This is a genomic window from Flavobacterium calami, from assembly GCF_038290035.1.
GTDB lineage: Bacteria > Bacteroidota > Bacteroidia > Flavobacteriales > Flavobacteriaceae > Flavobacterium > Flavobacterium calami.
Map to the genome: position 1 here is coordinate 171,526 of NZ_JBBYHS010000012.1, position 13,417 is coordinate 184,942.

Below are 13,417 nucleotides of genomic sequence, written 5' to 3' on the forward strand. Positions count from 1 at the left end.
TTTCATTTAAAGATAATTCAAAAGAATAGTAATTAATATTGTGTTAATTTAATTTTACTCGGTTTTAGACCTAATTTACCAACAAGTTTGCATTAAACCTATTTTAAAAACTTTTTCCAAAAGTTTGTACTATTTTTACTTTAAAAATTAAATATATGCGCCTGATTTATTTGAGTATTGTCTTCCTTTTCATTTCTATCTGTTCAGCACAAGATGATATTGTACAATTAAAAAATGTTAGCGACACCATTTTAAATTCCGAAAGAAAATTAAAAATATCTGATCCTCTGAATGGAGTACAAACAATGCAGCAATTATTTCCCGGCAAGCTATACAAGAAGTCATCCTACAACACTTTTATAAGCTGGAAATGCAATACCTGTAAACCCTCAGTATTCACCGATGTCAATGGTGTTGAAGAAGACCCGTTATTTCCTTACACGCAAGGTGTTGCAACAAGACTTGATACCACAATCAGTTATTCGGATTCAAAAGGAAATCAATTCAAAATGTTGGTTTTTAATCATTCTGTTTATGATGCGGACGGATCACAAACCGGGCGTTTTAGCGGAGGACTATTAGGCTTAGCCAAATTTGCAAAAAATGGAAATGTCTGGGAAATGAAATCTTTTCAGCCTGCAATTGCTGCCTTTGGTGCTTTCTCTCATATACCTGCTTTGAAACTGGTAGAAATTGGCGAAGATCAATATGCTTTTTCGTTGATACATGCCAACGGAGGCGCTGGCGGACCTTATAATGCCTACCTATATCTTATCGTAGGTTTTAATGGAAAATACCAGACTTTAATGGAACTGGGAGATTACAGACTTTCTAATAATGCCGAAGGCAGTACCGAATGGTCCAGTACATACAAAGTCATTAACGATGGTAAGAAAAAGTTTTTCAGGGATTTTACAGTTACTACAACCGGATTCTATAAAAAAGCGAAAGGAACTGAAGATGACTTTGAACTGGATATGCCAAAGGAGTTAAGTGAAATGGTGAAAACGAAAAAGCAATTTAATTTTACAATTGAAAAACACCTTTCATTTGATGGCAAATGGTACACTATTGTAGGGAAACCTGTTGTGAAATTTTCTAATATTAAATAAATCTATTTCAAATAAAGAATTGACACCAAAGCTAAACCCGCAATAAATATCCAAAGAAACACGCCCTGCAATAAAGGCCTTACTCCTACTGACTTTAAAGCATTACTATTTAAAGTTGCCCCGATCAAAAATAAAGTTATTGTTAAACCGATTTTGGCAATTCCTACAATATTTGGGGTAAAAATGGCTATTTGCGGTACGTATGAATTCAGAAGCATTGCCAAAATAAATAATCCAATAAAATAAGGAATCTTGATTTTTGAGTTTTTATTTTTAAAAATAATCGCTGTCAGAATCGAAATCGGAATGATCCATAATGCTCTTGCGAGTTTTACAGTTGTAGCAATCTGCAAGGCTTCGGCACCATATTTATTGGCTGCTCCTACTACCGAACTGGTATCATGAATCGCAATGGCGCACCATAATCCAAAATCTTTCTGAGATAAATCGAGTTGATGCCCAATAAAAGGAAACACAAATAAGGCAACTGAATTTAGAATAAAAATCACCCCCAAAGCTATTGAAGTCTGATTTTCATTTGATTTAATTGTTGGCGAAATAGCGGCAATAGCACTTCCGCCACAGATTGCAGTTCCACATGAAATTAAGTGTGATGTTTTTTTCTCGGTTTTAAGCCATTTCCCTAAAAGTGTACCAAAAATTAATGTACTGAAAATAGACAGGACAGTTAACAAAAAACCTTCTTTTCCTGCTGAAATTGCTGATGAAGCATTCATTCCGAAACCTAAGCCTACTACAGAAAACTGCAATAAAAAGGTGATGGCCTTGTGATTGAATTCTAAAAACGGATTCCCAAAAACATTTACAATCAGAACACCTAATAATAAAGCAATAGGCGGTGAAATAACTGAAAACAGACATAAAATGATTACTGCTCCAAAAATAAGCTGCTGAAGAAAAAGATTAACTTCTACTAAATGGGATGCTGTATGTTGTTGTGTTTTCAAAATAGGGTACTTAATATTTACCCTGCAAAGTTCTGCCCTTTATATTAAAAACGCCAATCGTAAAATACAATCGACTATAACTTCAGGTTATAATAAGATGAAATATTTTGAATAAACAGTTCAGACAAAGCATCCGATTTCCCTAATAATGTAATAATGTAAAAGTATCTTTCAATCTTTAAATTCTCTACATCCAGAACAACTAATTCATTATTTTTAAGCTCCTTGTCTACTGCGTGTATTGACATGAAAGCAAAACAATCTGAATTGAGCAGATACGATTTGATGCTTTCCGTATTTCCTAACTGCATTTCGATTTGCAAATCAGTTAATTTTACGCCGACTTGTTTTAAAGCATATTCAATAACTTCTAGTGTTCCGGAACCACGCTCGCGGGTGATGAATTTCATGGTTTTTAAATCTTCCAGTGAAATTTCATTTTGTTTTACCAAAGGGTTTTGAGTATTACAAACTAAAACCAATTCGTCTTTTATAAACGGAACATATTTAATAGACTGATTTTTAGACTGTCCTTCAACAATTCCGATTTCGATTTCCTTGTTAATTAAGGCATTTTCAATCTGTTCCGTATTTCCATTCAATAAATTGACTTTAATATCCTGCTGTTTTTGATGAAACCTTGCTAAAACAGGCGAAATAATATATTGTGAAATGGTCGTACTTGAACCTAATCGCAGTAATCCCTGGCGTTCGTTACGAAACGAACTCATATCAAAGTCGATTTCACGATAAATTTCGAAGATGTTTTTGGTATGTTCTAAAAGGATTTTTCCTGCCGGAGTTAAAGCAATTTTAGAACCGTTACGTTCAAAAAGCTTGGTTTTATACGTTTCTTCGAGCTCTTGAATGTGTTTTGAAACGGCTGGCTGTGTGATATACAATTCTGTTGCCGCTTTAGTAAAGTTAAGGCGGAGTGCAACGGTGTAGAAAACTTTTAGCCTGAAGTCCATGATTACTTATTTTTAAATTCTTTGCGAATCTCTGTGAAATCTTTGTGAAACTTTGTGCTATAATTATTTCACAGAGATTCACAGAGCTTTCGCAAAGTTTCACTGAGATAAAATAAATATAAACTACAACATCCCGTTATACTTCCTAACAAACCATTCCGTAGTCAGTAAAGCAGCTATTAAAACCAATAGCCACACCCAATCAATTAGTGGTGTCTTTGTTGAAATATTCTTCTCTATCGATTTATAATCTTTGTTTTCTAAAAGTGTCTGAATCAAATCATCTGCCTGATTTTCGAAAAAGGCTTTTCCATTTGTTTGCAAAGCCAACTGTTTCAATTTTTGAACGTCCGGATTTACGAATTGTTTTTCAATATCAAAATCCAAAATCTCAAAATGACTTGAATAAGATGTATTTGAATTTAATTCTTTTACCGTAAAATTGTATTTTCCGGCTGTTAATCCGTCCAGATTAGCTGAGAAGGAATTGTTTCCTTTTAGTAAATCGTAATTTTTGGTTTGTTTCGTTTCAGCATTTGTAACCGTGATGGTTAATCTGGCTTTTTCGTCAAACTCATAATTTTTATTGAAGTATTGTGCATTGATGACAATAGCTTCTCCCGAATTATAAAAGCTTTCGTGTGTTACAACTAATGATTTTTTTGAAGCTGATGTTGCCAAATACTGAATAATCTTATCTATAAATACATCATATTTTTCAAACGACTGATTGTCAATATGGCTTTGTAAACGCCATTTCCAGCTGTTTTCTCCTAAAAGAAAAGCGGTTCGTCTGCCCTGATTTTCGGCGAAAGCCAATAAAGGCGCATTGGTCGAAACATTCCTGATTTTAGAAGAAAGCAAAACCGATACATTTCCGCTCGTCGTCACACTCCCGAATAGATTCTGTAATGGGGGGAAGTTTTCAAAACCAATATTTTCAATGGCAAACAAATTAAACTGAGACTGAAATTCGGTTAAATAATCTTCTCTTTGACCACTCATTTTAAAAACCAGATTATTCTGTTTTTGGTTCAGGAAATTAAAGTCGGTGTTATTTCCGGTAATGATAAAACTATTTGTTTCGGCTAATTTTTTATTATCAAAAATAGCTTTAAAAGATGCATTTGGCTGATACAAAACCAAAACTGAGACATCGTTTAATTTATCAAGTTCATTTGGTTTTGCCAGAATCACTTTGCGCTGTGCATTGGTTTCAATCGAACGTTTCAAAGCGCCAATATCCGGATGATTTATAGTCGAAACGATTGCAATAGTTGACTTTTGATCGATTACTTCAACAGCAAAATTTTTGATATTGTTGTAACTGTTTTTCTCTTTTACGTTAGAAGAAATATTGGCTCTGAAAATTTGCAGTCCAACCTTGTCAGCAGGTAAGAGTAAATTTAAAGAAGCTGTTTTTTTAGAAGGAGAAAAAGAAACTTTCTCTCTGGCAACTACTGAATTTCCCTGTGAGATTGTAAAATCGGCATTTACAGCTTTAGTACCGGCATATTGCAGAAACACTTCAACCGGAAATTTATTTTTATGAAAAGCGTATTTATTGACGTTTAACTGATTGATTTTTAAATCAAAAAAAGTGGTTGTATCTCCCACAACCAAAGGATACACTTTATTAACAGGATCAAAACGATATACATAATCATTTCCTGTAGTCTGATTCCCGTCGGTAATGATAACCGTTGGAAAGATCAGGTTTTTATTGATGCTTTTTAAGTTTTTAGCAACTTCATCCAGATTGGTTTGTTTTCCTTTGAAATCAAATTTATCCGAAGGCTTAAAATCGGCATCAAACTGATAAGACTGAATTTCAAACTTTTCCTGAAGGGCTGCGTTCGAAACCAGTTTTTGATATAATTCTGTCACTTTTTTATCAGATTTCAAAGCCGTAATAGAACTCGAATTATCTACCGCAATTGCCAAAGGCGCTTTGGTAACCTGAAGTGAATTTTTAGTCATCACAGGATTAATCAGTAAAACCAATAACCCAAAAATGATTAAAAAACGTAAAAAAGCCAAAAGTATATTCACATTTGAATAACTTTTGGCTTTATAAAAATATTGAAAATACGACAATCCACCAGCTATTACTAAAGAAAGTAGTAATAATAGAATCGTGTTTGTAGTCATAATTTAAATTTAAAGATTGAAAAATTAGAAGATTGAAAAATTGAAAAATCAAATAGCTACGAATATAAGAATCTTTAAATTTTTAAATCATTAAATCTTTTAATTTATCTAGGTAAGCATTCCTCCGCAAACATTAAGTACCTGTCCCGTAACATAAGCACTTAAATCTGAAGCCAGGTAAAGACATGCATTGGCAACGTCTTCAGTAGTTCCGCCACGTTTCAACGGAATTCCGTCTCTCCATCCTTTTACTACATCTTCCGGTAATTTTGCCGTCATTTCTGTTTCAATAAATCCCGGAGCGATTGCGTTGCAGCGAATATTACGAGAACCTAACTCTAAAGCTACCGATTTTGTAAAACCAATTGCACCAGCTTTTGAAGCTGCGTAATTCGTTTGTCCCGCATTTCCTGAAACTCCAACCACAGAACTAATATTAACGATAGAACCTGCACGTTGTTTTAAAAAGGTTTTCTGAATTGCTTTTGTCATATTAAAAACCGATTTCAGATTGACATCGATTACCTGATCAAAATCAGCTTCAGACATACGCATCAATAGGTTATCTTTTGTAATACCGGCATTATTAATCAAAATATCAACTGTTCCAAAATCTGCTAAAACAGCATCCACAAAAGTCTGCGCTTCATTAAAATCCGCTGCATTCGACTGGTACCCTTTTGCTTTAACTCCCAAACCGTTCAATTCTGCTTCCAAAGCCTGAGCTGATTCTACAGATGAACTGTATGTAAAGGCCACATTGGCACCATGTTTAGCAAAAACTTCGGCAATTCCTTTACCAATTCCACGGCTTGCGCCCGTAATGATGGCTACTTTTCCTTCTAGTAATTTCATATTAAGGTATTCGTTTTTATTTTTTGAAGTACAAATATAGATTATTTGAGCGTTTTATAAAATTTGTAATACAGAAATTGATTTGAAATCTTCTTCTGTAAAATAAAAAACAGTTACAAGAATGTTCCTGTAACTGTTAATTGTATTATGTAAGTCCTGTCTCTTTTTTAGGAAACAATTCAGATTTACATTTTTATAAACTTCGAGGCTGAAGTCCCTATATTCGTTTTTATTTTTAGAATATAATTTCCTTTCTGAAGTTTTGAAACATCTACCGTTGAAACTTTTTCAGCATTTGGGACAGCTATGACTATCTGTCCCAAAACATCATAAACAGCAATCGATTTTATCTCTATAGTCTCTTTTACACCAATATTCAATACATCTTTTGCAGGAACAGGATAAATAGTAAAATAATTTCCAAAATCAAAATCCTGATTGCCCAAAGTAGTTTTAAAAGTTGAAGTAGCTTTATTGGTTAAAATTGGCAAATTATAATCAAAATAAATATTGGCTTCGTTTGTAAAAGAATCCCCAACAGTCAACGTTGGCAGTGTTTTTATTTTAAAAGCAATATATCCGTCATTATTGACGTCATCAAAAGGAAGATTAATTTTTTCGAAGATAAATTCGACTTTATTTCCATCTGAAATTTTGGTTATATAAGAATGACTTGAGCTTGTTGGCACCAAAGTATTAATATCGAACTTAGACAAATCGATTAAATCTTTGACTACAACATTTTCTGCCTGGTAAGTCCCTGTATTTTCAAATCGGATCATATAATGCACATATTCTCCAATTAATCCGGGTTTAATTACATTTCCTTCTAAACAGGTTTTATCATTCGGGTCATATGAACCCACAACCGTTTGATTCAATTCAAAAGTATTATCCGTTATCATTTCATCTGTTTCAGCAGAATTTATTTTAACAGTATAGCTCAAAATATCATTATTGTTTACTGCAGGAATCTCTGTTGGAGTATTTACATTTAAAATAATTTCAATTTCTCTTGTTTCAAAAGCTTTTAAATTTGTAAAATCCCACGCAATATTACCAGTTGTCTGACTAGAAAAAGTAACGTTTGAAGACACAAAATCTAAAGTTGTATCATCAAAAATAAGATTAACGGAACCAGATTGCGTTACATTTCCTTTATTTTTATAAATAATTTTATATTTAGCGTCAAAACCTGGCCTGGCTGGTTGAGTTGGTAAGATATTTATTTCCAAATCTTTATGTAATCCATTCGGTACTAAACAAAAATTCTGACTAAAAGGACTCGCTACCGATGGAAAAACTACATTTACAAAACCTGGCGATGTTGTAAAATAATCTGGATTTTCTAAAGTTGGCGTCACTTTATAATTCCCCGCTGAAACAGGAATCATATAACTGCCTGTAGCATTATTTATAATGCTTTTATTTTTAACAGTATCATCTATAATAAACTTAAGATTTGAAGCAGGAATATCCAAAGCATCACAGCCATTATTATTACTGTCAATTCTCGCATTACCCTGAATAACATAATTAATTCCTCCTGGTTTAAAAGAACAATAAGAGTTTACATGACAATCTGTATACCCATATTTAGTAACAGCTTCTTCAATTTCCTGAATTTTATCATCATTAACACAAATATATTTCAAACTATTATTATCTGAAAATGAAACAGAATATCCGTTGCTGTTTTTTAAATTAATTAATTCAAATTGATTGTTATTTAAAGTGTAATCACACATCGTCATAAAAATCATCATTCCATCCGCATATTCGTATGTATAAGTATCCGACCCCATAAAACCTTGCTGTGGCGTATAAATGACAGTCGAAAAATCTAAATTTTTTAATTTATTATTGGAACAATTAAATGACATAATATTTTGTAAACCACTTAAATCTATCGTTTCAACAGTATTATTTTCGAATGAAAGCATTTGTAACTTCTTTAATCCTGAAACATTTAATTTAGTTAACAAATTATTACCTGCTTCAAGCACTCCAAGATTAGTCAAACCTGAAAGATCTAAATCTGTGATTTGATTATTAGTACAATAAAATTCTTTTAAACCTGTTAGTCCGGAAACATTTAAAGTAGAAAATTGATTGTAACCACAATTTAATAACGCGAGATTAGTTAAGCCAGTTAAATCTAAAGCAGTTAATAAATTACGATGGCAATAAAGTAATTTCAGATTACTTAATCCTAAGACATTTAAGTTTGATAATTGATTTCTTCCGCAAGCCAAAGTTGACAATTTGGTTAAACCTGTTAAATCAATTTTTGTTAATGCATTAGTTGTACAATAAAATTCTGTTAGATTTTTTAATCCAAGTATATTAATGTCAGCAAATTTATTCGCGGAGCATGAAAGTATACTTAAATTGGTTAAACCAGTTAAATCTATAGAAGATAACTGATTAGTATCGATATATAATTCTGCTAAATAAATTGAGTTTGCAACATTTATATTGGTCAAAAGATTATTTTGACAGTAAACTTTCGTCAATTTTGCTGCGATGGTTAAATCTAAATTGGTTAATTTATTATTATTGACATAAAGTAATTTTAAATTATTTAAACCACTCAAATTTAAAGTGGTTAATAAATTTTCAGAACAAAATAAAGATTCCAGACTTGTTGACGAAGAAATATCTAAGTTTGTTAATTTATTCCCTCTAAGATCTAAGCTTTTAATTTTACTTAATCCCGTTCCTGTAAACGATGTAAATTTATTTTCAGAAAAATTAAGAGTTTCCAATAACGCAAGTCCGTTTACATTTAAACTCGTTAATTCATTTCGCCAACACAATAATTCAGTAAGGTTTTTCAAATTACTTGCATCTAATGTTGCAAGTTTATTGAAACCACAATCCAGATATTTTAGTTTAGTCAAATTACTCACATCTAATGTCGTAAACTTGTTAGAACTACAATCCAACCATGTAAGATTGGGTATACCACTAAGATCTAATGTTCCCGTGGAAAAACTGTTACTGCAATCTAAACGCTGTAATGCCGGCAAATTTTTAATTTCTAAGGAGGTAAACGTATTAAACTCACAATCAACATTATTAAGCTTGGATAAACCTGATAATTTTAATGAGGTCAAAGCATTTGATCTACAAATTAAAGAATAAAGATTACTTAAAGAAGTCAAATCCAATTCTGTAAATTTATTATATTCGAAATTTATTGTATGCAACTTACTTAAGCCAGTCAAATTTAAAGTGGTAAGCCGATTAGCATTACAAAACAAAGAAGTCAATTCAGATAAACCGCTTATTTCTAAAGAAGCAATTAAATTATAGTCGCATCTTAAAAATTGTAATTTTGATAAACTGGTAACATTTAGGCTTGTTAAAGAATTAGAACCACATTGTAACGTTTTCAAATTACTAAAATTTGAGATTCCTTCTAAAGAGTTTATTTGTGAATTAGTAAGGTTTAAATATCCAACTTTTTGTGCTTCAGAAACCTCAATTTCTTTATTGTCATTAGCATCAATTTTTATACTGGAACTATTGATATCTAATGCAATTTGATTTGATGTACCCGCCTGAAGCAATTTTGCTTTAAAATTTGCATCAGGAATATTAATTATCTGAGCATTTGTAAATGAAGAAAAAAGGCAGAAAGCCAGTAACGATAAGTAGTTTTTTATCATAATTTTGATTTGTTTTGCGATGATAAATATATAAAGCCAAAGATTTAAAACCTAATTTTTCATAAAAAAAGCCTTACTAATGATAGCAAGGCTTCTTCATGAAAATTTATTTAGAAATAACTTTTAAAAAGCCACATTCCATCTAGGCAATTTTCCATTCTCATCTAAAAAATTCTGCAAAACCTGTCCTTCAACAGTTGTTGGAATCGCTTTTACATCAGCATTGAAAGTTTCATACCAAACTACTTCAAGAGCTTCAATATTTTCTAACTTCATTTGTGCAGGCCATGAATATTTTCTTCCCGTTTTAGCAAATTGATGCCCGTTTACGATTTTATCATACAGCCCGCCATTTTTACTTTTTAAAGTTCCATCATTTTGAACGGTTCCGGTAGAACCAACCATAATTAGTTCTTTTGCATCTCCTTCAACAGCATACACAACGAAAACACCTGCACCATCGGGAGCATTACAAACTTGTTCTAAACTATCTTCAACCGTAAAAGCAAAACTATTGTTTGCCTTAAATTTTTCTAATTCTTTATACATATTTCTTCTTTTAGCTTCTAAGATACTGAGGCACTAAGATGCTGAGTTATTTTCTATTTTATACCTCAGTACTTTTAAATGTAAAAAAGTCTCAACAAAATATTGAGACTTTTTTGGAATTTATTATTTTAAATATTTGGAGATTATCCCAATACTTCTTTTACTTTTTTACCAATTTCAGCTGGTGAATCAACAACGTGAATACCGTTGTCTCTCATGATTTGTTTTTTAGCAGCAGCAGTATCATCAGAACCACCAACAATAGCACCTGCGTGACCCATTGTTCTACCAGCAGGAGCAGTTTCTCCAGCAATAAAACCAATAACTGGTTTACGGTTACCATCAGCTTTTACCCATTTAGCAGCATCAGCTTCTAATTGACCTCCAATTTCACCAATCATGATGATAGCTTCAGTTTCCGGGTCATTCATTAATAATTCAACAGCTTCTTTAGTTGTAGTTCCAATGATTGGGTCACCACCAATACCGATAGCTGTAGTAATTCCCAAACCTTGTTTTACAACCTGATCTGCAGCTTCGTAGGTTAAAGTTCCAGATTTAGAAACGATACCAACTGTACCTTTTTTGAAAACGAAACCTGGCATGATACCAACTTTAGCTTCTCCAGGAGTAATAATACCAGGGCAGTTTGGTCCGATTAATCTTGAATTTCTTTCTTTAACATAATTATTAGCCTTAATCATGTCTGCTACAGGAATTCCTTCTGTAATAGCAATAATTACTTTAATTCCGGCATCAGCAGCTTCCATAATTGCGTCAGCAGCAAAAGCTGGTGGTACAAAAATGATAGAAGTATCAGCTCCGGCCTGATCTACAGCATCTTTTACTGTGTTAAAAACCGGACGGTCTAAATGGCTTGTACCTCCTTTTCCAGGAGTAACACCACCTACAACATTAGTACCGTACTCAATCATTTGAGAAGCATGGAACGTTCCTTCGCTTCCTGTAAATCCCTGAACAATTATTTTGGAATCTTTATTAACTAAAACACTCATGATATATATTTTATGTAGTTTTTAAAATTGTGATGCAAAAGTAAGGTTTTGTAACTTATTTTCACCCTTTTTATTGGCAAAAAATATTAAGAAAATTGACTCATTTGATAACCTCTGTATAATTTATCCTCTTTTATTTGCCAAATCGTAAAAAAATGCGCTAACAGCATTTCTTCACGAGGATTTTCAATCGTTTTTACAAAATGAGAATAACGAACTGAAACCAAATCGTCTTCAGCTATTATATGGCTAATTCTGACTTTTGAACGTACATAAGCACGATTTAGTTCATTAGCCATATCTATTATTGAATTATAATCCATATGAATTAACCCTTTACTGCTATTCCACTCAATTGTAACGTCAGGATGCAGATAGGTCTTCAAAATTTCACTATCAATCAGGGCATCCGATTTATAAAATTTTTGAACAAATTCTTTAATAGACATATTATTTCAATTTATTTAGAATTTCTGGAATCTTTTTGATATTCGCTAATTGTTTTAGCTTTTCTCTTGATTCTTCTATTGGAGTTCCAAAATAAGATTTTCCACCTTCTACCGATTTAGTCACACCGGTTTGTCCCATAACCACAGCTTTCGCCCCAATTGTAATGCCGCTTGTAGTACCAACTTGTCCCCAAAGTGTTACTTCGTCTTCAATGATTACACAGCCTGCAATACCTGTTTGAGAAGCGATTAAACACTTTTTACCAATCACAGTATCATGCCCAACATGTACCTGATTATCCAATTTTGTTCCTTCTCCAATTCTTGTATCACCAGTAACTCCTTTGTCAATTGTACAAAGAGCACCAATTCCAACATTGTTTTCAATAACAACTCTTCCTCCGGATATTAGCTGATCAAAACCTTCTGGGCGTTTTTTATAATAAAAAGCATCCGCACCCAAAATAGTTCCTGCATGAATAATCACATTATCTCCAATTACAGTATGATCGTAAATAGAAACATTAGAATGTATCAGACAGTTTTTACCAATTGTCACGTGATTTCCAACAAAAGAATTTGGCTGAATAACGGTTCCTTCGCCAATTTTTGCAGATGGAGCAATAGCAACATTTGCAAACTGAAAAGGCTTAAAGTGTTTGGTGAGGATATTAAAATCTCTGAAAGGATCATCAGAAATCAAAAGAGCTTTACCTTCGGGACAATCTACTTTTTTATTAATCAAAACAATCGTGGCAGCCGATTGTAAAGCTTTATCATAATATTTTGGATGGTCAACAAAAACGATATCTCCCGGTTCAACTACATGTATCTCGTTCATACCTAAAACCGGAAAGTTTTGGTTACCAATAAATTCGCAGTTAAGCAAATTTGCAATTTCTTCTAAAGAGTGAACCTTTGGAAATTTCATATTTTATAATTAGAAAATGTGCCAATTAGAAAATGAGTCAATTAGAATGTGAATATACAAAATTATGTCTATTCAAAAATCACCTAATTGACTCATTATCAAATTATGTTATCAAAAAAATTACTCTTTTACACGCTCCATGTAAGAACCTGAAGCCGTATCAATTTTTATTTTATCGCCCTCATTGATAAACAACGGAACGTTAATATTAGCACCCGTTTCTACTGTAGCATTTTTTGTTGCATTTGTAGCTGTATTTCCTTTTACTCCTGGCTCTGCATAAGTAACTTCAAGAATTACAGATGCTGGCATATCTACTGATAATGGTAAATCTGTTTCTGTATTAATCTGTACCATTACATTCGTTCCTTCTTTCAATAAATCCGGAGCATCCAGAATATTTTTGTTCAAAGAAATCTGCTCAAACGTTTCAGCATTCATAAAATGAAATTCATCACCTTCCGGATATAAATATTGAAATGTATGTGTTTCAACTCTAATAACGTCAATTTTGTGACCTGCAGAAAATGTATTATCCAATACTTTACCTGATGTTAAACTTTTTAACTTTGTTCTTACGAAAGCTGGTCCTTTTCCAGGTTTTACGTGAAGAAATTCAATGATTTTATAGATATCGTGATTAAATTTAATACACAATCCGTTTCTAATATCTGATGTAGATGCCATTTTATTATTTTTATTTTAATGTTTTTTATTTGTGCTAACTTGCTTCAATTAAAC

General features: G+C 32.4%; 11 protein-coding genes. 1 reads left to right on the forward strand and 10 read right to left on the reverse strand.

Annotation, left to right across the window (positions count from 1 at the left end; genetic code table 11):
- Positions 1-155: 155 nt before the first annotated feature.
- Positions 156-1,112, forward strand: a complete 957-nt coding sequence (locus tag AAEO57_RS12830) for a hypothetical protein (RefSeq protein WP_341693212.1) — start codon at positions 156-158, stop codon at positions 1,110-1,112.
- A gap of 2 nt (positions 1,113-1,114) precedes the next feature.
- Here AAEO57_RS12830 and AAEO57_RS12835 read toward each other — a convergent pair whose 3' ends face one another.
- From AAEO57_RS12835 to efp, 10 genes are all read right to left on the reverse strand, one after another.
- Positions 1,115-2,080 (reverse strand): YeiH family protein, encoded by a 966-nt coding sequence (locus AAEO57_RS12835; protein ID WP_341693214.1) that lies wholly within the window; start codon positions 2,078-2,080, stop codon positions 1,115-1,117.
- A gap of 74 nt (positions 2,081-2,154) precedes the next feature.
- Complete coding sequence (locus AAEO57_RS12840) at positions 2,155-3,051, reverse strand: LysR family transcriptional regulator (protein ID WP_341693215.1); 897 nt, start codon at positions 3,049-3,051, stop codon at positions 2,155-2,157.
- 123 nt (positions 3,052-3,174) lie between these two features.
- Positions 3,175-5,202, reverse strand: coding sequence for a hypothetical protein (locus AAEO57_RS12845; RefSeq protein ID WP_341693216.1), 2,028 nt, complete (start codon positions 5,200-5,202; stop codon positions 3,175-3,177).
- Between the two features lie 108 nt (positions 5,203-5,310).
- Complete coding sequence (fabG, locus tag AAEO57_RS12850; protein ID WP_163410913.1) at positions 5,311-6,057, reverse strand: 3-oxoacyl-[acyl-carrier-protein] reductase; 747 nt, start codon at positions 6,055-6,057, stop codon at positions 5,311-5,313.
- Positions 6,058-6,242: 185 nt separating this feature from the next.
- Entirely contained in the window at positions 6,243-9,731 is a 3,489-nt protein-coding gene (locus tag AAEO57_RS12855; protein ID WP_341693217.1) for a T9SS type A sorting domain-containing protein, read from the reverse strand.
- A 123-nt stretch (positions 9,732-9,854) separates the two neighbouring features.
- Positions 9,855-10,280 carry a hypothetical protein gene (locus AAEO57_RS12860; protein WP_341693219.1) on the reverse strand — a complete coding sequence of 142 codons (426 nt, stop codon included), beginning with the start codon at positions 10,278-10,280 and terminating at the stop codon, positions 9,855-9,857.
- Between the two features lie 143 nt (positions 10,281-10,423).
- A complete protein-coding gene (gene sucD / locus AAEO57_RS12865; protein ID WP_163401176.1) occupies positions 10,424-11,296 on the reverse strand; it encodes a succinate--CoA ligase subunit alpha in 873 nt (290 codons plus the stop codon).
- An 86-nt stretch (positions 11,297-11,382) separates the two neighbouring features.
- Positions 11,383-11,745 carry a nuclear transport factor 2 family protein gene (locus tag AAEO57_RS12870; protein WP_341693221.1) on the reverse strand — a complete coding sequence of 121 codons (363 nt, stop codon included), beginning with the start codon at positions 11,743-11,745 and terminating at the stop codon, positions 11,383-11,385.
- Between the two features lies 1 nt (position 11,746).
- On the reverse strand, positions 11,747-12,676 hold the full coding sequence (locus tag AAEO57_RS12875; RefSeq protein ID WP_341693222.1) for a UDP-3-O-(3-hydroxymyristoyl)glucosamine N-acyltransferase: 930 nt from the start codon (positions 12,674-12,676) through the stop codon (positions 11,747-11,749).
- Positions 12,677-12,796: 120 nt separating this feature from the next.
- Positions 12,797-13,363, reverse strand: coding sequence for an elongation factor P (efp, locus tag AAEO57_RS12880; RefSeq protein WP_095929274.1), 567 nt, complete (start codon positions 13,361-13,363; stop codon positions 12,797-12,799).
- Between the last annotated feature and the right edge of the window lie 54 nt (positions 13,364-13,417).